Raw genomic sequence first — 26,353 nt, 5'->3', positions numbered from 1 at the left:
TTTAGTCTAACCTCTTCCAATCATGCCTGCTTAATCGTATTAATTTATCAAAAGGAGGATAAACATGTTTTCGCACCATAAAGTTTACTATCCTTATGTGAGCCCGTTTGATCCTTGTACTCCCATTACTGTTAAAACCTACTCAACACCACCTAATCTTTATCTCGGATTTCAGCCTCCAAATCTCCCACAATTTTCTCCTATAGAAGCATTAAAAGCAGGAACATTATGGAAAGTTTTTTACGATCCATATTATAGTCCAATTGAGAAACCAAGGGAGGGAGGGAATCCGTGAAACAACTGCCAAATGAATTTTATCATTTAATGGAGCAATTGCAAGCAGTCGATTTTGTTTTAGTGGAATTAACCCTTTATTTAGATACTCATGATCAAGACACGGAGGCGATCAACCAGTTTAACCATTTTGCGAAGGAAAGAAAAAGATTAAAAAAATTAATTGAAGCAAATTATGGACCCTTAATGCAATTTGGAAACAGCTACTCAGGAACCCCTTGGAATTGGAATGATCCACCGTGGCCATGGCAATTATAAGATTTTTTAAGGAGGGATGAATGAGAGATGTGGATTTATGAAAAGAAACTGCAGTACCCGGTAAGAGTTGGCACATGTAATCCAATGCTTGCCAAATTTTTAATTGAACAATATGGCGGAGCTGACGGAGAGCTTGCTGCTGCCTTGCGATATATTAATCAGCGCTATTCCATCCCGGATAAAGTCATTGGTCTCCTTACGGATATCGGAACGGAAGAATTTGCACATTTAGAAATGATCGCGACTATGGTGTATAAATTAACAAAAGATGCTACTCCGGATCAAATGAAGGCAGCAGGATTAGGCGGCCATTATGCAAATCATGATAACGCCCTATTCTATCAAAATGCCGCAGGTGCACCATGGACAGCCACTTATATTCAGGCAAAAGGCGATCCAATTGCCGATCTTTATGAGGACATTGCCGCTGAAGAAAAAGCCAGGGCCACTTATCAATGGATTATCAATATGAGTGATGATCCAGACTTAAACGATGGGCTAAGATTTTTAAGACAACGTGAAATTATTCATTCGCAACGCTTTAGAGAGGCAGTTGAAATATTGAAAGAAGAGCAGGGAAAAAAGAAAGTCTTTTAATGAGATTAGAAGCAGCAGCTAAAGCTGCTTCTTATTTGCTTTCGTAGAATAGATTTATATCGTAATGTTTCTTCATCATTTCAAAAACATGATGGCGACTTTTCCATGCTTCTTCCTTTTTCCATAAATCCTTGCTCTTATCAACAATTTCCCTTCGTAAATCAAGAAATTCCTTTTCTGCCTTTTCCTGCTTTTGCCTTAGTAAATTCATAAATCCGTAAAGTCCAATCGTTAAAATCAGCATATAGAGATTTTTAGAATTATCTACAAAGGCCGAAAACATCGCTGCAAAGGAGTACGAATAGGGCAATATGATGGAATAATACAAATAAAGAAGATAGATAAATGCCGTCATAATCGTTAACCATATCACCATGTTATGTCTAAATTTATACTTATCAAACTTTTTTTTCTTATCAACGACTTTTTGAAGCATTTGTTTCGTAGCTTGATCCGTATGTTCATCCAACATCAATATCGGTGCCTCCATCTCTCTCCCTCCTAAACTTGTTCATATTGATGCTTTGTATTGGCTTGCACTTTTCCTTGTCAAAATAATGTATGAGCTCGTCTTATGAAATATGACCTTAAACTGTCAAAGCCTTTGAAAAATAAAAAAGGTATATACTGCTTGATGGGTATACACCTTATTGATGGATTATTCATTATTTAGGGGGATTTTTAAGACCTGTCCCACTTGGATTTCTTCTCCTTGGAGATTATTTGCATTTTTGATGATTTCAATTCCTGATTGTGAATAATAATACTTCATTGCAATACTGAAAAGAGTCTCTTTAAGTTGCACTTTATGATAGATAATCTTCTGTTTATCCTCGTTTTCTGTTTGATTCTGATGTGTTTCTGTTTGAGGATTAGCTGCAACTGTTCTTTCTTTCTCAACTTCTGAACTCTGAGTTGAAGAAGATTCTTTCGATTGATTGGTTTGCTGTACTGTTTTAGTTTCTGTTTCTGTATTTATCTCTGGTTTCGTATCAGACGATCCTTGATTCTCATTTTGCTTTTTTGCATCTGAATCAGTAGAGTTTGAATCACTTGATTGATCATTAGTCGTTTGCGAATCATCTGTCATTTCTTCATCAGATTGATTGGTATCGAGATTAACGGTTTCAAATTTACCGTTATCGGTAGAAGCATCTTTCGTTCTTCCGTTATTTTGATCAGCAAGGTAAGAATAGATACTATATATGGTAATGGGAAGAAGAATAAAAAACAGAACTAAAATACGAATAAGTGGATATTTGATTTTTATTTTGGTCCTTTTTCTTTTTTGCTTTTGCTTATGAGTTTCAGATCTTGACGGTAAAGTATCTGAAATGAGTGTACTTTCTTCCTCTTTATGTAAAACAACTCTTTGTCTTAGTCGCTCTGCCTGATCACGATATGGATCCTCTTTATTCATGGGTAATCCCTTCCTGTCCAAGTTCTTTCTTCTTTTCAGCCAATCGAATATTCAATCCTAATAAAAAATCAATAATAAAATGCATAAAGATGGTCTCTACTAAATTTCCAGAAAGATAATAGATAAAGCCTATTAAAAAGCTTAATGCAACGATATTAAGAAATAAAAACCAATTATAAAGATAGCGGAAATGAACGAAGGCAAAAATGAAGCTTGAAATCAAGAGCCCAACATGGGTTTGTATGACACCTCTAAACAGAATTTCCTCGCTAATAGCAACGATTCCTGCAATAAAAGCAATATGAAGAATACCCTTAGTGCGGAAAATCCGTTGATTTAAACCGCCATCATCATAATACCGTTCTGGAAGAACTCTCATCAAAATCGAATCAAGTAGAACAACCCCCAAGCCCACTAATCCACCTACTACATAACTACTAACCTGATTGAAGTGAAAAAGCTGAGTAAAACCTGTCAAGCTATCAAATAATATCATACCTAAAATAAAGGAAATCGTTAATAGCAAAATTTGAGTGGCATAGAGATGAAATAACAATTCCTTATCTGTTAATTGCTTAATGACTTCTGCTTGTCTATTTTTCATATATAACAACTCACTCAATCTAATAGAATAGTGCTTTCAAATAATCTTGCCAATTGAAGGGAAGGGTATCCTCTACTATTTGATGCTGCTGAAATAATCGAAAATCAATTCCACAATGATCACAGCAATTTTCCACTGTAGCGGTTTTTTCTTCGCCAAAGTAAGAAAGGATTCCCATTCTTCGGCAGCTAGTAGAATGTACCCATTTTACCATTTCCCACACATTTTTTCTTTTTGTTTCGATTCTTGACCTAATAAAATCTTGAAATTCTGCAAAAGCTTGCTCAGAAAAAGTCCGATTTTCAGACAATTCCATTAAAAAATCCTGAATGATTCTCCATTGAATTTCAGATGCCCCAATAGAGGAACAAATATTCTCTGCATTTGATTCGATTTCTTCCAGTAATTTTGGATTTTCCTGAAGCTTTTGATATATCCAGTCTAACTGTTCCCGACGCGGAATTTCTCGTTCAATTAATTGAAAAGCGAGCTGTTCATCACCATCAGAATATAGTAAAATCGCAAGGCTGGGCTTCCCATCTCTCCCCGCTCTACCAATTTCCTGTAAATAAGATTCTAATTGTAACGGTAAATGAAAGTGGAGAACATACCTCACATTTTCTTTATTAATTCCCATTCCAAATGCACTAGTCGCACATATTATATTCAGCTGACCATGAATAAACTGCTGTTGAATAAGAATCCGATTTTCCTGATTCATTCCTCCATGGTAGGCGCTAACACGTGTTTGACCATTTTTTTTTAAAAACTCGGCGATCTCCATTGCTAAACGTTTACTAGAAAAGTAAATTATCCCTGGTCCCTTAATATTTTGAACAATTTCCAGCAATCTATCTTTTTTTTCGAAGAAATCCTTCATTTTTTCGATTTTCATCGAAATATTTGGACGATCAACTGAAAGAATAAATTCTTTCCATGAATTTAATTCTAAAGTTTTTGTGATATCCAGAATTACTTTCTTTGTGGCAGTTGCTGTAAGTGCAAGAGTGATCGGAAAACCGAGTTGTTCGCGAATATTCCCAAGCTTGCGATAATCTGGTCGAAAGTCGTATCCCCATTGTGATATACAGTGAGCTTCATCAATGACAAATAATGAAATTTCAAGTCGCTGTAATCGTATTAGGATCGAATGGAAGGATAACATTTCTGGGGAAATAAAAATAAATTTATATGTGTGTAGATTTGATAATACCTTTCTCTTCTCATTTGAGCTCAAAAATGAATTCAGCGCAACAGCTTTCTTTTCACCCCTCATGGCCATTTGCTCAACTTGATCCTGCATTAATGATAATAATGGCGTGACAATCACGACACTACCAGATAATAAATAGCCTGGCAGTTGATAGCATAAAGATTTTCCCGTGCCTGTTGGCAGAACAGCTACAGTATCTCTTCCTTCAAGAATAGAGGATATTACTTCCCTTTGACCCGGTTTAAAAGCATTAAATTGAAAATAAGTGTGCAACGCTTCTTCAATATTCATTCTTCCACTCCATTTTTCGCTAATACTAATCTAATTTCAAAATAACTTGTTTCCTGCGCAAACTGGCGAATTTGCTTGAGTTGCCTTGAAGAGGCCTTTTTCGCTGCATTCATGATTTTTTTCTGTTTTTCAACGTTGACATATGGATGAATATCAAAATCCTTCAAGTTTATGGCAAGTTCAACTAAATGGTCTTCAATGGTGTTCCTCTTTAAATTTCGCATTAGGGCAATTTCATCAATTTTGTAACCTTTTTGAATCAATGCAAATGTCCTTTTGGTGGATTTTGTTAATGGCTCTTTCATCGGAATATCCTCAATAATCTTACAAAGGAAAGGAATCTCTGTCGGCTTTAATTGCATCCTTTCGAGCATATAATGAATGACATTTGTAAACTGAGCTTCATAATAATAGCCATCTAACTGCAATCGTTCTGATGCTTGTGTAGCTGTTAAACCAAAAGCCTCGAAACCTGATAGCCGAATGACAAAGGCAGATGGAAGAATATTTTTGGAGTCTTGCAAAAGAAGCATTAATTCCTGATATAAACATTTTGCCATTTCTGTTTTTTTTAATGTTGCATGATGAATAAATTTCTTTAGCCATAGTTGAATGTCCTTATCTTTTTGAACTGGCATATATTGTGTATGATGATGATTTAGATTTGAACATACTTGAACGAGCAGAGATAGCCTTTTCCAAAAGATATCTGTTTGGGGATGAAATTTCCATCCATTTAAATATTTTGGAATTGGATAGATTTTCAAGTTTTTATGTAATTGCTCTCTCCCTTTATCCGTTAGAATAAAATATTGATCATTTAATTCTTCTAAATAACCAGCTGAAAGCAAAGACCGAATTGCTTCATCAAACCTATTTCTTGTTACGTAGGGATAGAGTTGAAAAAATGAGGTCAACTGATACATGTGGGAATCTTGAATCGTTTGTGCCGATTTCTTCCCTTTTAATAAATGAAAGATCGAGTAGATTGTTCTTTCTGATTTGATTTTTTCTAAACAATAGAGAACAATAATTTCAAAGTAATTTTGTTTCATTATAATCACCCAATTTATGGTTTGTCCGATTTTACATAATTTCTTATTCGCGAGTCATCCTATAAAAGCCATTCTTTTGGTTATGATTCATTTTAACATGAATATAAGAGAAACAATGAATTAAGTATTAAATTAGGAAATTTTGTCATAAAGCTTATAATAATAACCAATCTCAGTATTTTTTCTATTGAAAAGTTAAGCATACAGTTTTACAATAGGTTTGAGGAATGGATTCCATATGGTTTTACCATGGGATGGAATAAAGGCACTATGTTTATTTTTTGGGAGGTTATTTTTCATGGCAAAGTATACAATTGTAGACAAAGAAACATGTATCGCATGTGGGGCATGCGGGGCAGCAGCACCAGATATTTATGATTACGACGATGAAGGTATTGCCTTCGTTACTCTAGACGATAATCAAGGAATTGTTGAAATTCCAGATGTATTAATCGATGATATGATGGATGCATTTGAAGGATGCCCAACTGATTCCATTAAAGTTGCTGAAGAAGCTTTTGACGGAAACCCTACAAAATTTGAATAATACCAAAAAAAGGACAGCTCTTTTCATGAGGGCTGTCCTTTTTGATTTCATTATTAAACTCTTTCCATAGAGCTTGTGGTTAGGACTCCACTGTTTTGGATTCGTCCAAACTGTCCGAATGTCCACTGTTTCGGACTCAATTGCTTCGAAATCCCCTTTCCTGTCCAAATAAACCCTTGTTTCGGACTCAATTGCTTCGAAATCTCCTTTTCCTGTCCAATTGAATCGCTGTTTTGGACTCGGCTCCTTTGGATTTCACTAAAGCTGTCCAAATAATTCTTTGATTCAGACATAATCCGTTTTTGTGCAAATATCCGAATGGTCTCTAACTATTTTATCCCAAAAACAAAGTCTTCAAAAATGCCTTCCATAAAAAAAGCAACGGTACAGTTTATTCCGTTGCTTTTTAATCTATATTATGCATTTCGGTATGAACTTTGTCTTCCTATCCATGAATGTAAACGAGTAAATATTAACATAAAGACAATACTCATTGCTAAGCCCTTCACAATATTAAACGGCAAAATACCCGTTACGATATATTGACGCAACTGTGGTCCGGACATAGCCGGTGAATTTAAAAAGAAAGTATAGGCTGGTAAGAAAACGAAATAATTCAAAAAACTCATCAAAATCGCCATGGTTACAGAACCAATAATTAATGCTAGTGTCATGCCTTTTTTCGTTTTTAATTTCAAGTAAATATAGTAGGTTGGTAAGACAAATAATATACCAGCAACAAAATTAGAGATATGACCTACAGGCACCCCTGTTTCACTACCAGTCATAAAATAATCTAGAACATTTTTTAAGAACTCCACTAAGATTCCAGCTAATGGTCCGATGATTAAAGTAGCAATTAATGCAGGTAAATCACTAAAGTCAATCATCAAAAATTTTGGAAATGGTGGTATTGGGAAGTTTAACAGCATAAGCACATACGCCAAACTACTTAACATCCCAATTGATACTAAAGCTTTAATACTAAATTTTTTCATCTTTTTCCTCTCTCCTTTTTAGGATCCCATCTCACCTAAAGAAGAAAGGTTCAGCAGTTTCATGCTTTTGTAAATAGAAAAACCCTCAAGCACATCACTTGAGGGAGAATTTACAAAGGCACGCCTAATAAACATTCAAAACCTGCAATTTTTGAACATCTGCAGAACCTCCACCTTCTCCCATCCAGACTATACTGTCGGCTTTGGAATCGCACCAAATCCTGCCTAAACGATTAGGCTCGCGGGCTTAGAAGAAAATTTTCATTACCGCCGATCGGGAATTACACCCTGCCCCGAAGATAGAACCATATTAAAATCAAGCTAATTATAACTCACTATTCTCTTTTTGTGAAGAAAAGTTGGTCAATTTGTAAAATATTTTGTTGAAAATACTAATTTATGATAAATTTATAGGGTAAATATGAAATACATAAAAGATTGATAAATAAAGGAGATTAACATGGAAAAGATTCTTATTTTCGGTCACAAAAATCCAGATACTGATTCAATTTGTTCTGCTTTAGCCTATGCTGATTTAAAAAGCAAATTAGGTCTAAATGTAGAACCTATTCGTTTAGGAAAAATTAACGGTGAGACTCAATATGCTTTAGATACTTTTAAGGCAGATGCCCCTCGATTAGTGGAAAATGTAGCTGAAGAAGTAAATGCAGTTATCCTTGTCGACCATAATGAAAGACAACAAAGTGCAAACGATATTGAAAAGGTTCGTATACTTGAGGTTATTGATCACCATCGTATTGCTAACTTTGAAACAAGTGATCCTTTATACTATCGAGCAGAACCTGTCGGCTGTACAGCAACCATTTTGAAAAAATTATATAAAGAACACGGTATAGGAATCCCGAAAAAAGTTGCTGGATTAATGCTTTCAGCCATTATTTCCGATTCTTTATTATTCAAGTCACCTACATGCACAGAAGAAGACATTGCTGCTGCACGTGAATTAGCTGAAATCGCCGAAGTAGATGCAGAAAGCTACGGTTTAGAAATGCTAAAAGCAGGAGCTGATTTAAGCGATAAATCTGTAGAACAATTAATTTCGCTTGATGCAAAAGAATTCCAGATGGGTAGTCAAAAAGTAGAAATTGCGCAAGTGAATGCTGTTGATATTCAAGATGTTCTTTCTCGTAAATCAGAAGTTGAAGCTGCCCTAAATAAAATCATTGACAGCAAAAATTTAGACCTATTCTTGTTTGTCATTACGGATATTTTAAATAATGATTCTACTGCAATCGCTCTTGGACGTTCTGCTGATGCTGTTGAAGAAGCTTACCAAGTACAATTGAAGGACCATACAGCCATTCTTAAAGGCGTCGTATCACGAAAAAAACAAATTGTTCCAGTTTTAACAGATATTCTGAATGCACGTGGTTAAGATTACTCCTTTTTCAAAAAACGCAGCCCATAATGGGCTGCGTTTTAACATATCATCTTTTTAAAGCACAAATAAATATGACATACCAATTTCAAAAAAATATATCATATTTTAAATTTTTTATGACTTTATTGATATAAAGCGTTTTCATTTAATGGCGAACATTCATTTGCAATTGACAGATAATTATTCGTTTTGTACAATAATCAGAAAATTATATCGTTTTTTCTGGGGGTTAAATCATGTTTAAAGTATTAGTGGCAGATGCCATAAGCGAAGTTGGATTGCAGCCATTATTAGAAATGGAGTCTGCAGAGGTTATTCAGAAAAAAGTAAATGATGCGGAGGTCGATTTAGACCAAATTGACGCCATCCTCGTTAGAAGTGCGACAAAAGTAACAGAAGAATTACTTGAAAAAATGCCACAATTAAAGATTATAGCCCGTGCTGGCGTTGGTGTTGATAATATTGATGTGCCTGCAGCGACAAAGCGCGGGGTCATCGTTGTGAATGCACCTGACGGAAATACTATTTCAACTGCTGAACATACCTTTGCGATGATGGCATCATTAATGAGAAATATCCCGCAAGCTTATCAATCAGTCAGAAATCTTGAATGGAAAAGAAATGCATTTATTGGAACTGAATTACATGGTAAAACTTTAGGTATTATTGGCTTAGGCAGAATTGGGTCTGAAATTGCCAAACGTGCGAAAGTATTTGGAATGGATGTCGCTGTTTTTGATCCATTTTTAACAAAAGACCGGGCAGCAAACTTGGGGGTTAAATCCTGCACTTTGGATGAAGTTTTACAACAGGCAGATATCATTACCGTCCATACCCCATTAACACCACAAACAAAAGGACTTATCAATGAAGAAGCCATTCGCAAAACGAAAAAAGGCGTTTACCTTTTAAACTGTGCTCGCGGTGGCATTATTGATGAACAGGCATTAGCAAGCGCCATTGGCAGCGGTCATGTAGCCGGTGCTGCACTTGATGTGTTTGTAACTGAACCACCAGGTGAACATCCTTTATTCAAATTTGATAATGTAATCTTTACTCCACATTTAGGTGCCTCTACAAAAGAAGCACAATTAAATGTTGCAACTCAAGTAGCAAAAGAGGTACGAACCTTCTTTGAAGGAAAGCCTGTCTCAAATTCTATTAATCTACCAGCAATGTCTAAAGATATTTATGAAAAGATCCATCCTTTCCATAGCCTTGCAAAGCAAATTGGTTCAATCGTTTCTCAATCACAAAAAGACGTTATTCTTGAATTAACGGTAACCTATTCTGGATCCGTTACAAACCTAGAAACGAATTATTTAACTAAAGCATTACTTTCTGGCTTCTTTAAAAATCGCATTGATGTCAATGTCAATGAAGTAAATGCGCTTGTCATTGCCAAGGAACGTGGGATGACAGTTGGTGAAAAAGTTTCAACCAATTCTTTTGGTTATGATAATTGCATTGAAGTGAAGGCAAAAGGGGAAGATTTTGAATTTATCGTTCGTGGAACTTATGTTGACCATTACGGTTCAAGAATTGTCTTCTTAAATGGTTTTAATATTGACCTTGTTCCTGAAGGTAATTTATTGTATATCCAACACATTGACCGTCCTGGGGTCATCGGACGCGTTGGAAATATCTTAGGTGAAAAGGGAATTAATATCGCCACTATGCAGGTAGGTAGAAAAAATGCAGGTGGAGATGCGATCATGGTCTTAACTTTTGATAAGCCATTAGATGATGAATCCTTTACACTTTTAAGTCAGCAGGATGATATTATTTCCATTAACCGAATTTTGCTTTAAAAAAAATAAGCGGGAAGAATAGACTCATTTTTCCCGCTTATTTTAACTTTATATTGTAGACAATTCTTATCTATTGCATCAAGGTAATTTGATCATTTCTTTCGGTCTAATGATATCATTTGTTCGTTGATTCAGTGCCTTTATTTTTTGAACAGATGTATTTGCCTTTTTCGCTATCATTGTGAGTGTATCCCCTTGCTTGACAATATAGCGCTTGTTTTGTTCACGTACCATTAATTTTTGGTTAGCCTTAATCTCATCCGCTTCAAGATTATTCATTGATTTTATCATCTCAACGGTTGTTCCATAGCTCTTGGCAATCGACCATAATGTTTCCCCTTGCTTGACAATATGAAAATGGTTTTCTGAATCTGATTTTTTCTTTTCAATTGCTTTATGTTCTTTATTCTCTACTCTTTCATTTGAGAGACGCAGCTGAGCAGCTGCCTCTATTACTTCTTCTTTTAACACTCTTTTATGTAAAGCATACACGGTTTGTCCAATTTTCCCTCCTCCTAAGGCAAAAACTGGGTCCATTGCATTCTTCTTGTCAAATGTCCATTTATTCTTATGTACTTCAAAATGGAGATGAACTCCGGATGAATCTCCTGTATTCCCCATTTCTCCAATTAGCTCTCCTTGGTTAACTTTTTTTCCTTCTTCAACCAATCGACTCTTTAAATGTGCATACACCGTCTCTGTATGGTTCTTGTGCTTAATAAATATCACATTTCCATAAGATGTCGAGTAATAAGATTTAGTAACTTCTCCGTCATCCACGGCATGGATAGGAGCCCCATAGCCGGCTGCAATATCGATGCCTTTATGTTGCCCATTTCTTGTTCCATATAGATCCGTAATCGTACCATTTGCCGGCCATACCCAATCCTTTGTTGCTTCTGAAATATCAAATGTTGCCGCTTGAGAGTGCTTTCCTCCAAGAAATAATAAGCTAACACAGAGCGCCATTAACCCTGCAATTAATAATCTTTTTAAATAGTCTCGCATTCTCTTCCTCCTTGTTCTTGTACCCCCTTTTTACATTATGACAACATGTTCTATTTTAGAACTTCACGTCAGTTAAGAGTACAAATCCAAAAGCACATTTGTTATTATTTGGACATTTTTCACCTTTTTATGCAAAAATCTCACAATAATATTTTTGAAAACAAAAAAACTGACCTATAAAAGTCAGTTTTTCTAATCCCACTATTGATTGATAAACTCTTTATTTGCCGCTACAGGAACATTTAAGTCCTTTGAAATTTGAAATTTTCCAATTTGCTCTGTAGGCGGATTTTCAAATTTTACCTTATCATAATTGAAGTCCTTTGCTGTTAGTAATATTGCTTCAATCATCTGCAGAGTTCTCTTATTATTTTCTAACTCCTTGCTATCTCGAAGTTTAATAATTAAGGAATCACCTGAAGTATTAATGGAATTTACATCAATATCTTCAGGAATCGAAGCCTTTAAGTCAGGATTGGCATCTTGTTTCATGGAGACTAACGCTTGTTCAATTGAATCAAATTCTTCAGCGGATGGCACCATAAATGGTTCCGTACGATTATTTGGGGAAAATAAATAATAAGCATGATTTCTTTTTGCTTCTGCTGTAATTTCCGTCATATCTCCTAAATTTCCTAAATGAATACCCGGAGTTCCTTCAGTAGATAGGTTCATTTTTTTCAAATTCATATCATTAAGAAGCTGTAATAAGACATCCTTAAATAGGATTGGTGCTACGCTCCCCATTCCATACTGCTGATCTGCAGGAACATCCACATTTAATTGATTGTCATCCTCGTCTAAGCTAATATTTCCATTTATCGGATAATAGTCACTTAGTCCCCATTCCTTTTCTTTTAATTCAGACATGGTATCCTTCCATTTTTCTAGAAAGGATTTTCCACTTTTCGGTACCAGGACACTTACCGGAACAACGACTTGTGCACTCTCATCTGGTATCCCATATGTTAATACATCATGATCCTCTAGATCCTCTCGATAAACAGCAGTTGTTCCATCAAGTTCATCCATTTCAATATTTCCTGCAGCGAATCGATTTTCGCCCTTTACATGATCAGATTTATTCTCATCTTGAGCAGTCTCTACTTTTTCCGCTTGTTTTTCTTTTTTATTATCTTGGTTTAAATCCTCTTTTACTGGAGTTGCCTTATCCAGTCTTTCATTTTTATTTACGTTATTTTCACTTTTCAGCGCAATTTGTTTTGAATCGGAATTTATTACTTGATTAGAGGCTAAAATAAAGATAAGAATAATAGCAGTTGCTGCAGCAATTGTTGGCATAATCCATACTATTCTCTTTTTCCTTTTAGCTAATCTTAGTGAAATATTTTGATAGATGTCACGAGGATCGCGATGATCTTTCACTTCTGGCATGTTCGATAACCATTCAATTAGCTGCTTATCGCTCAACTCTGACTTTTTCACCGCGACTTCCCTCCTTTTCTAGTTTTTCCTCCACCTTTTGCCTTAATGCCTTCAGTGCACGATGCTGAGTGGTTTTTACCTTGCTCTCTGTCCAGTCTAATACGACTGCAGTTTCCGTGATTGATAGCTCTTGAATATAACGCATGATAATGACCATTTTTTGGTCTAAAGTGCAATCATTTAAACATTGATAAACAAATTGAATTTCTTCCTGCTGTAATGTTATTTCTTCAGGGATTGGGGCATCATCCTTGACCTGTTGTTCAGACCAATCAAATTTTTCCAAAATGCGTTGTCGCCAATTTTTTTGCTTGCGAAAAGAGTCGATGGCAACATTTCTCGCAATCGAAAACAACCATGTCTTTTCACTGCTTTTTCCTTCAAATTGCTTATAGGATTTTAAAACCCGAATATATACTTCTTGAACAAGGTCTTCAGCTTGCTCTCTATTATTCACCATATAATACAAAAATTGAAATACGTCATGATGATATTTTCTATATAGTTCATCAAAAACGGAGTCCATTGGTATCTCCTCCCCGTTTCACCTAATTAGTCGAGCAATTAAATAATAAAGTTACATGTTTAAAATATATTATTTTTCATAAAAAAAAGGAAGGATTTTTTTAGGAAAATCCTTCCTTAACATTTTCATCTATTACTCTTAAGACTTATGAGCTGAATTTTCATTTAATATGAATCGTTACTTTTATCCCACTCTTAACGGACTTTTGACTCCCACTTCAAGATTCTGAGAATACGAAGAAGATAAGTGGGAGATCAACTGTCCGTAAAGGTCCGACGAGGGATTAAGGTCCTAGTCAGGCGAAAGCCACAGGACGTGGCGTCCCTTGAGCGTGATAAGTGAAATAAGATTTTTCTTTGGGCTTCAGCCCTTAAAAAAATCAATCAGGCTTTGCGTGACTAACCATCAGTGGGGGATGAATGGCAGACTAAAATCGCGACGTCAATCGCGACGTCTACACTAGCACGTCCTGTGCGTAGAAAACCCCCACTGATGGAAGTTTCACTTTATAAATTGTTTCTTGTGAATCAAGAACAATCGTCATCTATCCCGAAATTACGCTTTCCTTCGCGGAATAAAGAAGGAAAATGTCGTTCCTTGTCCTAACTTGCTATGAACGGTAATACTGCCCTTATGAGCGTTGATAATGTTTTTCGCGATAGCTAGTCCTAATCCGGTACCAGAACCACGTGTTCTTGCTTTATCAGCCTTATAGAATCTTTCAAAGATGAAAGGCAAATCTTCCTCGGGTATACCGGAACCTGAATCACAAATTTCAAAATGAAGTCCCTTTTCATTTACTTTTTCAATAACATCAACTCGCCCACCTGTAGGGGTGTGTTTTAAGGCGTTATCAATTAAATTCGTAAATACTTGCTCAATCCGATCCGAATCAAAATCAAAATAATCAATCTGGTCGCTCATCATATAATTAATCGATATTTCTTTTTCCTTAGCTAGTCCTTGGAACTTACGAATAATTCTTTGAATAAACGGATGGATTTTAATTTTTTCAATCGATAATTGAATATGACCGGCTTCCATTCTTCCAAGATCCAATAACTCATTAACAAGGCGCCCCATTCTGAGCGATTCCTCATAAATAACCTTCGCCATTTCCTTCTTTTCTTCTTCACTTTCAGCAATTCCATCAACAATGGCTTCACTATAGCCTTGCATCATGGATATTGGAGTTCTTAATTCATGAGAGACGTTGGCGATAAAGTCCTTTCTTAACTTATCTAATTGCCGGTCCTCTGTCATATCCCGAATCACGGCGACGGCACCGCGGATAAACTTATTATTATAGAGAGGACTAACAATAATCACCCAAAAACGACCTTGAATTGATACCTCACCAATTTGTTCCTTTTCTGTGTCAACTGCCGATTGAAAGAGCTCCATCACCTCTGAGGGAACCGCACTTGTACCGACATTTTGATCCTGATCATAAACCCAACTTTGCAAGAAAAGCTCAGCTGGTGGATTGGTAATCAATATCGTTCCATCCCGATTAAAGGTAATGACTCCATCTGCCATACTGCTTAATATGCTGGAAAGCTGTTCTTTTTCTTGCTTTAATGCGTCCATATTAAATTTCAATTGTCTGCCCATTTGATTAAACGCAATCGCAAGCTCCCCAATTTCATCATGCTGCAAAATAGGTACTTTCGTATCGAATTTTCCTCTGGCTACCTCAAAAGCAGCCTCTCTTAATTTTCTTAATGGCAACGTAATCCTTGTAGAAAGGAAGAAAGCAAATATGGTCGTTAAAACAATTGCGACACCTGCCGCTAATAAAATAAATTTCGTTGTTTTATCTGTAGTTTTTTTCATATCTTGCAGAGATTGATAAATGTAAACAGCTCCAGATTGCTGATCATTAACTTGTATCGGAACACCCACTATTAATACTTTGGAATCATCCGGATTCTTAACATGTTTACTAGAAATATCTGCAATTTTCTGAACCATTTTCCCTTTTTCAAGCACGTTATTTAAGCTCTTATCTTTTATGAAATAGGAGGCGGGCAAGTGGATGGAACTCTCATTATCGGGTGAATAATAAATTTTATCCTTTTTCACCACAACAACCTTTGTCACATCATCCAAAAATCCCCAAGAAACATCCAGACCAATTGCCTCATTTCTTGATTCTAAAACATTGGCGATTTTATTAGCATTGGATGTTAATTCCCGTTTCATTTCATCAATATGATAATTTTCGAAAAATTCCAGTAGCAAGATTGTTAAGATAAATAAGACAAAGGATACTAATAAAAGAATGGTAATCCAAAGCTTACCTACAACACTTCGAAAGAGTCTCATTCATTGACGACCTCAAACTTATACCCAACTCCCCAAACGGTTACAATCATTCTGGCTGCCTGTTCAGAAACCTTGTTCAATTTCTCACGTAACCGTTTGACATGTGTATCAACTGTTCTAAGATCTCCAAAAAATTCATAGTGCCAGACTTCTTTCAAAAGCTGTTCACGATCAAATACCTTATCTGGAGATTTTGCAAGGAAATAAAGAAGCTCATATTCTTTCGGAGTTAAACTCACTTCTTTTCCATCTGCTAAAACGCGATGGGCATCATTATCAATTGTTAAATGTGCGAAGACGATAACATCCTTCGTTGTGGTTTCAGTTTGCAAATAGCTTGTTTTCGAAGAACGGCGTAATAATGCTTTCACCCGTAACACAACTTCACGAGGACTAAATGGCTTCACAATATAATCGTCCGTTCCAACTTCAAAACCTTGGACTCTATTTACTTCTTCACCCTTAGCTGTCAACATGATAACAGGAGTAGCCTTTTTTTCTCTTAATTCTCTACAAACCTCAATCCCGTCTTTTCCAGGCATCATTAAATCTAATAAAATGACATCATAATCATTTGTAATAGCTTTTGATAATGCTTCATTTCCATCTTCAGCTTCATCGATTATATAATTTTCTCTCTCTAGATACATTTTTAACAAACGTCGAATTCTTTCTTCATCATCAACAATTAAAATATGGACATCTTTTTCCATTTAGATAATCCCCCTTGCAAATCATAGTGTCAGCATTTAAATGAGTATTCTTTATTATTCCATTGTTTTATTCATATATTTTGACGGATGAGACGAAACACTTGTGAATATTAAAAATATGAATTAAGAACCTGCATAGGAATGGAGACCAGCAATAACTAAATTCACAACAATCGTATTAAACATAATAATAACAAACCCAATAACCGCTAGCCAAGCAGATTTTTCTCCATGCCATCCTTTAGACAACCGTAAATGTAAAAATGCTGCATAAAACAGCCATGTAATGAGGGCATATACCTCTTTTGGATCCCAACCCCAAAATCTCGTCCATGCAATCTGAGCCCATATCATCGCAAAAATTAAGGCCCCTAAAGTAAATACCGGAAAACCAATGAGGACAGAACGATAGCCCACTTCATCGACTAAGTCTAAGTTTATTTTCTTCACTAAAGGTTGTAGTAATGCACCAATCCGTTTGCGTGAAATCAAACGAATAAGAACATATAAAATAAGTCCAGTAGCAAGCGACCAAATGACGGTTGTAAGTTTTTTAGCATTTATATAGGCTGGTACCTCAAAGAGAGGTTCAAAATGGCCTGCGGTTTTAAGCTCCCCTTCATGAGGGCCAACAAGTGCAGGCATCGTATATTCTAATGTTGCCTGATTGTTATTTTTATCAACCCAATCAAATTTAGATTGGTACCCCATTACGGTAAAAGTTGTCGAAATCACGATAAATCCTACCACCGCCACAAGTGCAAACATCACAACCTCTAACCATGCTGCTCTTTTATTGGCCTTCGTTTGATCGACTACTTTTACTAAATAAATCAATCCAGCAGCAAAACTGATCGATAGTATCGCTTCGCCTATCGCTGCAGTGGTTACATGAATTTGGAGCCAATCACTTTGTAGCGCAGGAATTAATGGTGATATGTCTCTAGGAAACATGCTCGCATACGCAATAATCAAAATCGCAATTGGGAGTGTAAATAAGCCTAATAATGGTGTCTTGTATAGAAAATAAATGACAATAAACGCTCCAACCAGCGCCATTCCAAAGAATGTCACAAATTCAAACATATTGCTGACAGGAGCATGACCTGCAGCAATCCAGCGTGTAATAAAGTAACCAAGTTGAGAAATAAATCCAATCATGGTAATAATAATTCCTAGTTTTGCCCAACGATTTGGACCATCTTGTTTATTTCGTTTATCTTTAATGGCACCACCGAAAAATAAGGTCGCTACCAAATAAAGGACGAAGGCAATGTATAATAAATTAGAACTTAAACTAACCATCCCGCACTCATCTCCCTATTCGTTTTTCTCATTGTGCAGCTTATCAACAGGCACTTGAATCTGTGTATTCGAAAGAATGGATTGAATCTCTTTTCTTAATCCATACCAGTTTTTATTCGTATGTGCTGCAACCCAAACTTCCCCTTCAGCACGTCTTAACCAAATTCTTCGATGATTCCAATAGGCTCCTTGGACAACACCAATCATGAAAATGATACCTCCAAGAATGATGACCCATAAAGTCAAATCTTTCCTAACGGTTAACGCTGAAACATTTTTCGTTTCTATATTTTTAAATGCCATTTTGTATTTATTATCGCCAAATGGCTCTAGTGTTTGTCTAATGGCAACAAAACTTATTTCTCCATCCTTTTTGTCAGGAGCGAACATCTTAAAGACAAACGCAGGATTATTTGGTACTTTAGATTTCGTTGTAGGCTCTTTTTCATCATTAAATTCAAAATCAGGGAAATAATTCATAATTTCCACAGAATAGCCATTCCCTAAATCATATTTCTTTTGTGGATTATATAAATCAACCGTTATATTCCCATAATCCTTCTGAGTCTTCTTATCTATTAAAGAGAATGACATTTTATTTAGCTCATTTAGTTTATAAGAAACTTGATAGAGTGAAAATTGATCAAACTTTAAAGGTTGATTGACGCGGATACTGAAATCCTTTACTTTCTCTAATTGAGGTTCTTCACCAGCAACCGTATTTCCTTTTTTCTTATATAAAACAACATTAGACTGATAGTTCTTCGCCACCATCCCACCGGACTTCTCGATGGCATTTTCAAAAACCTTATTATCTTTGTTCTTCTCATAAAAATCTAAGACAAACTTTTCATTTTTCAAATAATATTCTTCGTTTGTTTCTGGTATAACTTTCGTTTCCCCTTCACGAACCCATAATACCTTATCAATGTACATCCCTGGTACAAATCGAAGCATAGCCCCAATTAAGAAGATAATCAATCCAACGTGATTAATATATGGACCCCACCTGGAAAAGCGTCCTTTTTCTGCTAAAATATTTCCGTCTTCTTCACGAATTTGATAGTGTTTCCTTTTTAATTTCTCTTTTACCTTTGTCACATCTTCATCTGTGACATCAGCTGTCGTTATTCCAAATACACGTTGCCGCTTCAAAAAACCTTCATGCCTTGTAACGCGCTGTTTCTTTAAAGCGCGATATAAAGGGATCACCCTGTCCAAACTACAAATAACAAGGGAAACTCCAATCATGGCAATTAATATTAAATACCACCAGGAGCCATATAAATTATTAAAGCCTAATTGATAATATATTTTTCCTAACCAGCCATATTGCTGTTCATAATATTCAGCTGGAGGCACGACTTCTGGAATGTACATTTCTTGCGGTAAAATAGTGCCGATTGCCGAAGCAATTAGCGTAATAATAATAAGCCAAACCCCAACCTTTACAGAAGAAAAGAAATTCCAGATTTTATCGATGAATGTTTTATTATAAGTTTGTGACCGTCTTGCACTTCCTTCGTAGCGCATGTCAAGAATTTCTTTTTCACCTTCGTGTTCTTTAAGAATTCTCCCACATGATTCACAAAAAATCGTCCCGTGAGGATTGACATGACCACATTCGCATTTAACTTGATCCATAAAAAAAACTCCTCTTACCCTTATGGTTTAATCTCTTCCATAAATTGTTGGACTAATTTTTCCTTTGCTAATTCACCCTTATGTATTTTAACGACTTTTCCATTTTTGTCTATGAGAAAAGTTGTAGGAAGCGGGTCAATGCCATAAGCCGTCATGACATCTCCTTTTTTATCATTTACGATAGGAAAATTCAAATGATATTTTTCCGCATAATTCTTAACCGCTAAATCTGATTCCCCAACATCGACAGCAAGGACTTGAACCCCTTGGTCCTTATATTTTTCATACTGTTTATTAATATAAGGCATTTCGCGTTCGCAAGGCTTACACCACGTAGCCCAGAAATTTAGAAATACCCCTTGGCCAATGTATTCGGATAATTGATGCTTTTGACCATTCAAATCCACTAGTGCAAAGTCAGGTGCTGTTTTACCAAGCTCTACTTGATCGATATCATCTTTTGAAAAATGGGCATAGAGCGTATATATAACTGCAGCTGCGAGAATGGCTAAAATAACCGTTCGAATCACTAACCTCTTTCTTTTCATTTACAACCCCCCATTTGTATTCGTCTCTAAATACACGCATTTTGCTTTCATTATAACATTTTTCAACATGTTGATATTGTAAACGTTTCATTCAAACTGTGAAACTTCTATGAATTTTTAAGATTTGCTGGTTGCTAATGCTCTCAATTGTTTTACTTCATGAGGCGTAAGTTCTCTTGCATCCCCCGACTTCAGATTGTTTAATGTTAAAAAGCCATATCTTTCTCTTTTCAGCTTCACAACTTGATAACCAATTTTTTCAAACATTCTTCTTACTTGGCGATTCCGGCCTTCGTGAATCGTTAATTCAACAATGGATGTCCCCTTCTTTTTATCAAAGCTTAATATTTTTGCTTTTGCCGGTGCAGTCTTTCCATCCTCAAGCATAATCCCGCCCTCTATTTTTCTGATTTCCTCACGAGTCGGAACCCCTTTAATTTTTGCAACATATACCTTCTCAATTTCATTTCGCGGATGCATGAGTAGGTTGGCAAACTCACCATCATTAGTTACGATTAAAAGCCCTGATGTATCATAGTCTAATCTGCCTACCGGGTAAACGCGCTCCTTCACTGCTTGAAAGAAATCGGTTACGACTTTTCTTCCTTTTTCATCTTTCACACTCGAAATCACACCACGTGGTTTATAAAAAAGAAAATAAACTGGTTCTTCTCTTTCAACAGGAATTCCATTCACCTCAATTTTATCGGTTGTGGAAACCTTTACTCCTAATTCGCGAACAATTTTCCCATTAACCTTTACTTGACCATCGAGTATCATTTCTTCTGCTTTTCTTCTCGACGCAAAGCCTGCATGTGCAATCATCTTTTGAAGCCTTTCCATCTATTTCACCTCATAAATAGTTTTCTATAATAATTTTTAGAACTCCCATCCTAAGAATTATGACACAATTTGACCTATTTTCAAAGTAAGACTGACATTTCAAATAAAAAAAAGGCTAACACTACAGTTAGCCGCAAACAACGTATTCTATTGTAAATTTATTCAATTGGGTTTCACCTATCCTTCAAAAACCATCTTCACGATCACAATTGCCGCAATAATCCCTATTAAATCAGCGAGCAGCCCCACTTTCAATGCATCCCCCATTTTCTTGATGCCAACTGCTCCAAAATAGACCGTCAAGACATAAAAAGTCGTATCTGTACTTCCTTGTAAAACTGCTGCTAATCTTCCAATAAAAGAATCAGGACCATAGGTTGCAATTAAATCACTAGTCATGCCAAGTGCTGCTGTCCCAGAGATGGGACGAATAATGGCTAGTGGAGCAACTTCCGGTGGAACTCCGATTGCCTGAAGCAGAGGACCCAGCCATTTCATCATCGCATCTAATGCCCCTGAAGCTCTAAAAACAGAAATAGCCACCAGCATCCCAACAAGAAAAGGGATAATTGAAACCGCTATTTTAATGCCTTCCTTCCCACCTTCGACAAAGCTCTCGTACGTAGGGACCTTCTTCATTGTTCCATATATAAGAATAAATCCGATTAACACCGGAATTAACCAAAGTGAAATAGCTGAAATTATTTCCATCCCTACTCATCCTTTTCGGCTTCTTCTATAATAAAAATATCGATCAATCAAAATGGCGCCTATTCCGGAAATGATTGTTGCCACTAGGGTTGGACCAACGATGTCTGTTGGAGAAGCAGAATGATAGTTCATTCGAATCGCAATAACGGTAGTGGGAATTAAGGTAATACTCGAGGTATTAATAGCCAAAAACGTTATCATCGATCGCGTTGTTTCATTCTTCCCTCCATTTAAATTCTTTAATTCTTCCATTGCTTTTATCCCTAGTGGTGTTGCTGCATTTCCCAGTCCAAACATATTCGCCATCATATTCGATAAGATATACCCCATTGCCGGATGATCATTTGGCACTTCCGGAAAAAGCTTGCTTACTATTGGACGAAATAGGCTGGAAAGTTTTTTTAATAAGCCAGAATCCTCGGCAATTCTCATCATTCCGAGCCAAAAAACAAGAATACTAATTAAACCTATACATAGAGTGACTGCTTCCTTTGCTCCATTAAAAACGGATTCATTCACTTCATCTATGGTTCCATTTAACATCGCATAACCAATTCCTATCACTGTTAACGCAACCCATATCAAATTAACCATATTCCCTAACTCCAACCATTGTCGTAATGATTATTTTGAAAAACTCCCCCAATGAAGTTTGATCTTTTTCCTTTTTCTGTCGGTAATAAATTGGAAGCTTTTTGATCGGTTGTTGATTAAAATAGATAGTCGCTCTCCCAACGATTTCTGGAATATTTTCTGAATGCTTCCAATTTTTTTGTGGCTTCAGCATTTTGTATTCAATACGAAATAAATCCTTTTCCTCATTGGTTATTGGATAAGTAACAGAATGATTCACATAAGTTTTCCCACGATAATAAGAATTTTTCAAATCGTCAATGGTACCCTTTTCTAACACCTCTGCCATATCGTATTGCTTAAATGCGGATTCATACATAAGGATATGATCATTCCAATCGTTAGAATCATTTAAAGTGACTGCGATTAACTTCATATCTCCTTTTTCTGCAGTCGTAACTAAGGTCCTCTTCGCTCTTTTGGTATAACCTGTTTTTCCACCTGTACAGTATTCGTATAGCTCTGTTAATAAACGGTTTTTATTTTTCCAGACGCGATCCCATTTTTCCTCCGGGTTCGGAGCTCTATGAACTTTTGTACCGGAGATTGAACGATATGTAGGATTATTCATTGCATACCGAGTGAGTAATGCCATATCATAAGCAGTAGAATAATGGTCCTCATGGTCATCCAGACCATGTGGATTGGCGAAATGGGTATTTTTCATGCCAATTTCCTCCGCTTTTTGATTCATTAGATACACAAACCCATCAACGCTTCCACCAACATTTTCGGCAATAGCAACAGCGGCATCATTTCCAGATCGCAGCATCATTCCATATACTAGATCACTCAGTTTAATCTTTTCATGGGGTTTTAAATAAATGGATGACCCTTCTGCCCAAACCGCATTTTCGCTAACTGTCACCGTCTTATCTAGCTTGTCTGATTCAATGGCTAAAATGGCCGTCATGATTTTGGTTATACTGGCAATTCTTCTTTTCTCATTAGCATTTTTTTCAAATATAATTCTTCCAGAATCCTGCTCTATTAAAATGGCACTTTTGGCGCTAACCGAAACGGAGGCCTGAGCTTTTTGTGGTATAATTTCGAACACACATGAGATTGCGAGGAAAAGGAGGAATAACTTCGATTTTGTTAACATCATACAAACCTCGTCTCCTTTTATGGTTTGTACAAGTTTATGCCAAAGATAAACGGATATGACAAATTCCTAATTTCTTCATTGATTTAAGGCCAAACAAGGAAAAAGCGAAAAACCAAATTATGTTTTTCGCCATCATCATGATTTAATAAGCTGTCCATTTTAGTTTTCTTGCTTGCTCCCATCTCTCTTCCACATTACGCCAATTGACAATATTCCACCAATTCTTGATATAATCCGCTCGATTGTTTTTATATTGCAAATAATAAGCGTGTTCCCATACATCTAAAACCAATAGTGGAATGGTGTCCCATTGAGTTAAAAGCATATGGCGCTCAGATTGCAGAATTTCTAAATGACGAGATCTTGGGGACCAAACTAAAATTGCCCACCCAACCCCTTCTACTTGTTTAGCTGCTTCTGTAAAATGCTTGACAAAGGCATCATAGCTGCCAAAATCATTTTCTATTTTTGCCATTAAGCTTCCTTGTGGCTTACCACCACCTTTAGGACTCATATTATTCCAAAAGATGGTATGCAAATAATGCCCTGAGCCGTGGAAGGCTAATTCCCTTGACCAATGCTTCACTAGAGAAAAATCATTTTCCTTCCTAGCCTTTTCCAACATTTTTTCCGCTTTATTTAACCCATCTACATAAGATTGATGATGCTTCGTATGATGAAGCTCCATAATTTCAGCAGAGATATAAGGTTCAAGGGCATTATATCCATAGGGCAAGCGTGGCAAGCGATGTTCACCTATGGGAATAGAGGACTCTTTTATGAAAATAGAGCCGATCTGCTGTCTTTTACTGAAATAGCCTTCCATCTTTTGATGCAGCATTTCCACCTCTCGCTGTAACTGCACCATATCTTCCTCATTCGAGGTTGAAAGCCCCTCCATCATACTTGTAAAGCGATCAAGACTTTTCCATACCTCTTCATCCTTATTGATTGATTCAAATTCTAACAACGATTGGATTTCGTGATTCCACTGATTTACCTCTCTAATATAGTCCTCGAATTTGCTCATTCTTTATTCCCTCTTTTCCACAATACTTTCTTCCTCACTATCATATGAAAAGAGAGCCTGACCCTCGAATCATAAAGTGAAACTTCCATCAGTGGGGGTTTTCATTCATCCCCCACTGATGGTTAGTCACGCAAAGCCTGATTGATTTTTCTAAGGGCTGAAGCCCAAAGAAAAATCTTATTTCACTTATCGGACCTTTACGGACAGTTGATCTCCCACTTATCTTCTTCGTATTCTCAGAATCTTGAAGTGGGAGTCAAAATGTCCGTTAAAAGTGGGATAAATAAAAAAAGTGGTACGAATGACCACTTTTTCACTTTAGATATTATTTAGATTGAATCATTTTAGTACGATAATCTGTTTCATAATATTCTAATTCCTCACGAACTCTTTGGAAACCGCCTTCTAGTGATTTCAACATTTTTTTGATGGACTCAGGCGCTTCCTGATGAAATTTAATCGAATTCCTTCCCGTATAAGCTGAACGACTGTCCTCATACCACGCATCGTTTTTGGGGGTGAAAAACTCTTCAATGCACTGATGGTAAATTTTATATAGAGTTTTTTCTGCTGCCCCTTTTGGGAACGTCTCGGATTTTAAAACAATCTTACAGGCCTCTAAGCTTTCATCACAATAAACAAGGATTTTACGAAAACTTGCTAGCAACATTTTATAATATAGCTCATCGCCATTCTTTTCCTTCATCAATTCAGTAATCGTTGTTTCATTTAGAAAATTTTCTATCTTTGCCACAACATTTGTTAAAAAGAGGCTGACTTCCTCTAACTGTGTTTTTACCATTGTATTCCCCATGATTAAGATACCTCCGTATTTAGAAATAATTTTTTATGATTGAAAAAAATCTCGGGGTGATTGTAGCTCATAAGATTGGTTTTCTTCCAGTTTTTGAAATATTATTGGAAGCTTACTAAAATCAATTCCCTCAAAAATCGCTTGAAATTCCCTTTGTGCATTTATATATATTCGCTTTCTTTCCGTTAATCCTGGGTTTTTTAATAAACAAACGATTGCCACAATCTCCTTAAAAAAAACATCCCGATTCCCTGCTGTAAAAACGGGATCTTCCTTAAAAGGCGTAAATGCTGAGATTTGTTCTTCAAAATAACGTACATATAATACATGCAATGTTTGTTCCTTGCCATCTTGAAGATATGTAACTTCACTTCTGTTAAAAAAATCTTCAGAAGTATTTGGTTTTTCCTTTTTTAATTCATAGCCCTTGCACTCTTTAATAATCAACAGAATTCATCCCTTCCCCCGAAAAAGTTTCTAAATCAATAGAAACCTGAAATGAAAAAGGCAAAATGCCATCCTATAGAAAAAGGCTGACTCCATTATACCTGTCAGCCCTATATCTAATTCGTAATTTCATTTTATCATAATCCATCAGGAATGGTCGAGAAAATCAAGAATCGAGTGACTCTTTAAAATGATCAAAAAACAAGTCTGCCTCTTCCTGAACATATTCTTCTTCAAGCTTCTCTGGAAGTGGGGGCAATTCTTTTATATTTCTCAGGCCAAAATAATCCAAGAATTCTTTTGTTGTTCCATACAAATAGGCCCTTCCGCTGCCTTCCGCTCGTCCTACCTCTTTAATTAATACCTTGGCAACTAAGGTTTGAATTGGCCGTTCAGATTTTACCCCTCTGATTTCTTCAATTTCCACTCTTGTTATGGGTTGTTTATAGGCAATTATCGCTAATGTTTCCAATGCTGCTTGAGATAAGGTAGAAGTATTCGGAGAATCGACTAGTTTTTTTAAGTAATTGGAATTTTCCTTTTTCGTTGCTAATTGATATGTACCTGCAAGTTGAACAATTTTGATTCCGCGAGAATCACTGGTCTCATATTCTTCACGAAGGTTGTGGATTATCTCCTCAACTTCATATTCTTCCACTTCTATTGCTTCCGCTATTTGCTTAGTAGTAAGGCCCTCATCACCTGCAGCAAAAAGAAGACTTTCAACAATGCCACTCCAATTAACGATGCTCAACTGAA

Annotated in this window: 29 protein-coding genes and 1 riboswitch; of the genes, 6 read left to right on the top strand and 23 right to left on the bottom strand. The window is 36.2% G+C overall.

Annotation, left to right across the window (positions count from 1 at the left end; translation table 11 throughout):
- The first annotated feature begins 64 nt into the window (after positions 1-64).
- The 3 genes from ACE38V_RS04040 to ACE38V_RS04030 are packed head-to-tail and all read left to right on the top strand — an operon-like array spanning position 65 to position 1,149.
- A complete protein-coding gene (locus ACE38V_RS04040) occupies positions 65-295 on the top strand; it encodes a spore coat associated protein CotJA (RefSeq protein ID WP_375839901.1) in 231 nt (76 codons plus the stop codon).
- Entirely contained in the window at positions 292-552 is a 261-nt protein-coding gene (locus ACE38V_RS04035; RefSeq protein WP_375839900.1) for a spore coat protein CotJB, read from the top strand. The genes ACE38V_RS04040 and ACE38V_RS04035 overlap by 4 nt, the downstream gene beginning before the upstream one ends.
- Positions 553-579: 27 nt before the next feature.
- A complete protein-coding gene (locus ACE38V_RS04030; RefSeq protein WP_375839899.1) occupies positions 580-1,149 on the top strand; it encodes a manganese catalase family protein in 570 nt (189 codons plus the stop codon).
- Positions 1,150-1,180: 31 nt separating this feature from the next.
- Here ACE38V_RS04030 and ACE38V_RS04025 read toward each other — a convergent pair whose 3' ends face one another.
- The 5 genes from ACE38V_RS04025 to ACE38V_RS04005 form a co-directional block, all read right to left on the bottom strand.
- Positions 1,181-1,639, bottom strand: a complete 459-nt coding sequence (locus ACE38V_RS04025) for a DUF2663 family protein (RefSeq protein ID WP_375839898.1) — start codon at positions 1,637-1,639, stop codon at positions 1,181-1,183.
- Between the two features lie 168 nt (positions 1,640-1,807).
- Positions 1,808-2,569, bottom strand: a complete 762-nt coding sequence (locus tag ACE38V_RS04020) for a LysM peptidoglycan-binding domain-containing protein (protein WP_375839897.1) — start codon at positions 2,567-2,569, stop codon at positions 1,808-1,810.
- Entirely contained in the window at positions 2,562-3,173 is a 612-nt protein-coding gene (locus tag ACE38V_RS04015) for a CPBP family intramembrane glutamic endopeptidase (RefSeq protein WP_375839896.1), read from the bottom strand. Before ACE38V_RS04015 ends, ACE38V_RS04020 begins: the two co-directional genes overlap by 8 nt.
- Before the next feature lie 19 nt (positions 3,174-3,192).
- The gene (locus ACE38V_RS04010; RefSeq protein WP_375839895.1) at positions 3,193-4,677 is read right to left on the bottom strand and encodes a RecQ family ATP-dependent DNA helicase; all 1,485 of its coding nucleotides are present in this window, start codon (positions 4,675-4,677) and stop codon (positions 3,193-3,195) included.
- Positions 4,674-5,732, bottom strand: a complete 1,059-nt coding sequence (locus ACE38V_RS04005; protein WP_375839894.1) for a YpbB family protein — start codon at positions 5,730-5,732, stop codon at positions 4,674-4,676. The genes ACE38V_RS04010 and ACE38V_RS04005 overlap by 4 nt, the downstream gene beginning before the upstream one ends.
- 298 nt (positions 5,733-6,030) lie before the next feature.
- Between ACE38V_RS04005 and ACE38V_RS04000 the strand changes: the two genes are divergently transcribed.
- Positions 6,031-6,279: a ferredoxin gene (locus ACE38V_RS04000; RefSeq protein ID WP_375839893.1), complete on the top strand. Its 249-nt coding sequence runs from the start codon at positions 6,031-6,033 to the stop codon at positions 6,277-6,279.
- A 53-nt stretch (positions 6,280-6,332) separates the two neighbouring features.
- Here the strand turns inward: ACE38V_RS04000 and ACE38V_RS03995 are convergent, their stop codons facing one another.
- Entirely contained in the window at positions 6,333-6,470 is a 138-nt protein-coding gene (locus tag ACE38V_RS03995) for a hypothetical protein (RefSeq protein ID WP_375839892.1), read from the bottom strand.
- Positions 6,471-6,695: 225 nt separating this feature from the next.
- Positions 6,696-7,277: an ECF transporter S component gene (locus tag ACE38V_RS03990; RefSeq protein ID WP_375839891.1), complete on the bottom strand. Its 582-nt coding sequence runs from the start codon at positions 7,275-7,277 to the stop codon at positions 6,696-6,698.
- A 168-nt stretch (positions 7,278-7,445) separates the two neighbouring features.
- Positions 7,446-7,582: riboswitch (FMN riboswitch) on the bottom strand.
- A 155-nt stretch (positions 7,583-7,737) separates the two neighbouring features.
- Between ACE38V_RS03990 and ACE38V_RS03985 the strand changes: the two genes are divergently transcribed.
- Complete coding sequence (locus ACE38V_RS03985) at positions 7,738-8,673, top strand: manganese-dependent inorganic pyrophosphatase (RefSeq protein WP_375839890.1); 936 nt, start codon at positions 7,738-7,740, stop codon at positions 8,671-8,673.
- A gap of 242 nt (positions 8,674-8,915) precedes the next feature.
- Positions 8,916-10,490 carry a phosphoglycerate dehydrogenase gene (gene serA / locus ACE38V_RS03980; protein WP_375839889.1) on the top strand — a complete coding sequence of 525 codons (1,575 nt, stop codon included), beginning with the start codon at positions 8,916-8,918 and terminating at the stop codon, positions 10,488-10,490.
- 78 nt (positions 10,491-10,568) lie between these two features.
- On the opposite strand, the gene ACE38V_RS03975 is transcribed toward serA, so the two are convergent.
- The 16 genes from ACE38V_RS03975 to scpB all read right to left on the bottom strand — a co-directional run bounded on the left by ACE38V_RS03975 (position 10,569) and on the right by scpB (position 26,348).
- Positions 10,569-11,498: a peptidoglycan DD-metalloendopeptidase family protein gene (locus tag ACE38V_RS03975; protein ID WP_375839887.1), complete on the bottom strand. Its 930-nt coding sequence runs from the start codon at positions 11,496-11,498 to the stop codon at positions 10,569-10,571.
- Between the two features lie 201 nt (positions 11,499-11,699).
- Positions 11,700-12,944, bottom strand: a complete 1,245-nt coding sequence (locus tag ACE38V_RS03970; protein ID WP_375839886.1) for a GerMN domain-containing protein — start codon at positions 12,942-12,944, stop codon at positions 11,700-11,702.
- On the bottom strand, positions 12,919-13,470 hold the full coding sequence (sigX, locus tag ACE38V_RS03965; protein ID WP_375839884.1) for an RNA polymerase sigma factor SigX: 552 nt from the start codon (positions 13,468-13,470) through the stop codon (positions 12,919-12,921). The genes ACE38V_RS03970 and sigX overlap by 26 nt, the downstream gene beginning before the upstream one ends.
- Before the next feature lie 555 nt (positions 13,471-14,025).
- Positions 14,026-15,798: an ATP-binding protein gene (locus tag ACE38V_RS03960; RefSeq protein ID WP_375839883.1), complete on the bottom strand. Its 1,773-nt coding sequence runs from the start codon at positions 15,796-15,798 to the stop codon at positions 14,026-14,028.
- Positions 15,795-16,511 (bottom strand): response regulator transcription factor, encoded by a 717-nt coding sequence (locus tag ACE38V_RS03955; RefSeq protein ID WP_375839882.1) that lies wholly within the window; start codon positions 16,509-16,511, stop codon positions 15,795-15,797. Before ACE38V_RS03955 ends, ACE38V_RS03960 begins: the two co-directional genes overlap by 4 nt.
- Before the next feature lie 123 nt (positions 16,512-16,634).
- Entirely contained in the window at positions 16,635-17,816 is a 1,182-nt protein-coding gene (gene ccsB / locus ACE38V_RS03950; protein WP_375839881.1) for a c-type cytochrome biogenesis protein CcsB, read from the bottom strand.
- Positions 17,817-17,831: 15 nt separating this feature from the next.
- A complete protein-coding gene (resB, locus tag ACE38V_RS03945) occupies positions 17,832-19,460 on the bottom strand; it encodes a cytochrome c biogenesis protein ResB (RefSeq protein ID WP_375839880.1) in 1,629 nt (542 codons plus the stop codon).
- Positions 19,461-19,480: 20 nt separating this feature from the next.
- Entirely contained in the window at positions 19,481-20,008 is a 528-nt protein-coding gene (gene resA / locus ACE38V_RS03940; protein WP_375839879.1) for a thiol-disulfide oxidoreductase ResA, read from the bottom strand.
- 117 nt (positions 20,009-20,125) lie between these two features.
- Positions 20,126-20,851: a pseudouridine synthase gene (locus ACE38V_RS03935; RefSeq protein ID WP_375839877.1), complete on the bottom strand. Its 726-nt coding sequence runs from the start codon at positions 20,849-20,851 to the stop codon at positions 20,126-20,128.
- 177 nt (positions 20,852-21,028) lie between these two features.
- Positions 21,029-21,562: a spore maturation protein gene (locus ACE38V_RS03930; protein WP_375839875.1), complete on the bottom strand. Its 534-nt coding sequence runs from the start codon at positions 21,560-21,562 to the stop codon at positions 21,029-21,031.
- Positions 21,563-21,568: 6 nt separating this feature from the next.
- The gene (locus ACE38V_RS03925; RefSeq protein ID WP_375839874.1) at positions 21,569-22,156 is read right to left on the bottom strand and encodes a nucleoside recognition domain-containing protein; all 588 of its coding nucleotides are present in this window, start codon (positions 22,154-22,156) and stop codon (positions 21,569-21,571) included.
- Positions 22,149-23,303 (bottom strand): D-alanyl-D-alanine carboxypeptidase family protein, encoded by a 1,155-nt coding sequence (locus tag ACE38V_RS03920; RefSeq protein WP_483863911.1) that lies wholly within the window; start codon positions 23,301-23,303, stop codon positions 22,149-22,151. The genes ACE38V_RS03925 and ACE38V_RS03920 overlap by 8 nt, the downstream gene beginning before the upstream one ends.
- A gap of 142 nt (positions 23,304-23,445) precedes the next feature.
- Positions 23,446-24,333, bottom strand: a complete 888-nt coding sequence (locus tag ACE38V_RS03915; RefSeq protein ID WP_375839873.1) for a superoxide dismutase — start codon at positions 24,331-24,333, stop codon at positions 23,446-23,448.
- 325 nt (positions 24,334-24,658) lie between these two features.
- A complete protein-coding gene (locus tag ACE38V_RS03910; protein WP_375839871.1) occupies positions 24,659-25,147 on the bottom strand; it encodes a YpuI family protein in 489 nt (162 codons plus the stop codon).
- Positions 25,148-25,180: 33 nt separating this feature from the next.
- Positions 25,181-25,594, bottom strand: a complete 414-nt coding sequence (locus ACE38V_RS03905) for a hypothetical protein (protein ID WP_375839869.1) — start codon at positions 25,592-25,594, stop codon at positions 25,181-25,183.
- A 166-nt stretch (positions 25,595-25,760) separates the two neighbouring features.
- Positions 25,761-26,348, bottom strand: coding sequence for an SMC-Scp complex subunit ScpB (scpB, locus tag ACE38V_RS03900; protein WP_375839867.1), 588 nt, complete (start codon positions 26,346-26,348; stop codon positions 25,761-25,763).
- Between the last annotated feature and the right edge of the window lie 5 nt (positions 26,349-26,353).

It is taken from the genome of Cytobacillus sp. Hz8 (assembly GCF_042263505.1).
In the GTDB taxonomy this organism is placed as follows: Bacteria; Bacillota; Bacilli; order Bacillales; family Cytobacillaceae; genus Bacillus_BE.
This window is presented reverse-complemented; position numbering and strand designations above follow the sequence as displayed.

Bases quoted from the DNA above. Each gene is read 5' to 3' on its own strand.
- ACE38V_RS04000 (WP_375839893.1), top strand. From the start codon at position 6,031: ATGGCAAAGTATACAATTGTAGACAAAGAAACATGTATCGCATGTGGG.
- ACE38V_RS03925 (WP_375839874.1), bottom strand. From the start codon at position 22,156: ATGGTTAATTTGATATGGGTTGCGTTAACAGTGATAGGAATTGGTTAT.
- ACE38V_RS04010 (WP_375839895.1), bottom strand. From the start codon at position 4,677: ATGAATATTGAAGAAGCGTTGCACACTTATTTTCAATTTAATGCTTTT.
- ACE38V_RS03985 (WP_375839890.1), top strand. From the start codon at position 7,738: ATGGAAAAGATTCTTATTTTCGGTCACAAAAATCCAGATACTGATTCA.
- ACE38V_RS04005 (WP_375839894.1), bottom strand. From the start codon at position 5,732: ATGAAACAAAATTACTTTGAAATTATTGTTCTCTATTGTTTAGAAAAA.
- ACE38V_RS03935 (WP_375839877.1), bottom strand. From the start codon at position 20,851: ATGGAAAGGCTTCAAAAGATGATTGCACATGCAGGCTTTGCGTCGAGA.
- ACE38V_RS03920 (WP_483863911.1), bottom strand. From the start codon at position 23,303: ATGATGTTAACAAAATCGAAGTTATTCCTCCTTTTCCTCGCAATCTCA.
- ACE38V_RS04020 (WP_375839897.1), bottom strand. From the start codon at position 2,569: ATGAATAAAGAGGATCCATATCGTGATCAGGCAGAGCGACTAAGACAA.
- ACE38V_RS03955 (WP_375839882.1), bottom strand. From the start codon at position 16,511: ATGGAAAAAGATGTCCATATTTTAATTGTTGATGATGAAGAAAGAATT.
- resB (WP_375839880.1), bottom strand. From the start codon at position 19,460: ATGGATCAAGTTAAATGCGAATGTGGTCATGTCAATCCTCACGGGACG.
- ACE38V_RS03910 (WP_375839871.1), bottom strand. From the start codon at position 25,147: ATGGGGAATACAATGGTAAAAACACAGTTAGAGGAAGTCAGCCTCTTT.
- sigX (WP_375839884.1), bottom strand. From the start codon at position 13,470: ATGGACTCCGTTTTTGATGAACTATATAGAAAATATCATCATGACGTA.
- ACE38V_RS04015 (WP_375839896.1), bottom strand. From the start codon at position 3,173: ATGAAAAATAGACAAGCAGAAGTCATTAAGCAATTAACAGATAAGGAA.
- ACE38V_RS03915 (WP_375839873.1), bottom strand. From the start codon at position 24,333: ATGAGCAAATTCGAGGACTATATTAGAGAGGTAAATCAGTGGAATCAC.
- ccsB (WP_375839881.1), bottom strand. From the start codon at position 17,816: ATGGTTAGTTTAAGTTCTAATTTATTATACATTGCCTTCGTCCTTTAT.
- resA (WP_375839879.1), bottom strand. From the start codon at position 20,008: ATGAAAAGAAAGAGGTTAGTGATTCGAACGGTTATTTTAGCCATTCTC.
- ACE38V_RS03930 (WP_375839875.1), bottom strand. From the start codon at position 21,562: ATGGAAATAATTTCAGCTATTTCACTTTGGTTAATTCCGGTGTTAATC.
- ACE38V_RS03990 (WP_375839891.1), bottom strand. From the start codon at position 7,277: ATGAAAAAATTTAGTATTAAAGCTTTAGTATCAATTGGGATGTTAAGT.
- ACE38V_RS03975 (WP_375839887.1), bottom strand. From the start codon at position 11,498: ATGCGAGACTATTTAAAAAGATTATTAATTGCAGGGTTAATGGCGCTC.
- ACE38V_RS04025 (WP_375839898.1), bottom strand. From the start codon at position 1,639: ATGGAGGCACCGATATTGATGTTGGATGAACATACGGATCAAGCTACG.
- ACE38V_RS04030 (WP_375839899.1), top strand. From the start codon at position 580: ATGTGGATTTATGAAAAGAAACTGCAGTACCCGGTAAGAGTTGGCACA.
- ACE38V_RS04040 (WP_375839901.1), top strand. From the start codon at position 65: ATGTTTTCGCACCATAAAGTTTACTATCCTTATGTGAGCCCGTTTGAT.
- serA (WP_375839889.1), top strand. From the start codon at position 8,916: ATGTTTAAAGTATTAGTGGCAGATGCCATAAGCGAAGTTGGATTGCAG.
- ACE38V_RS03960 (WP_375839883.1), bottom strand. From the start codon at position 15,798: ATGAGACTCTTTCGAAGTGTTGTAGGTAAGCTTTGGATTACCATTCTT.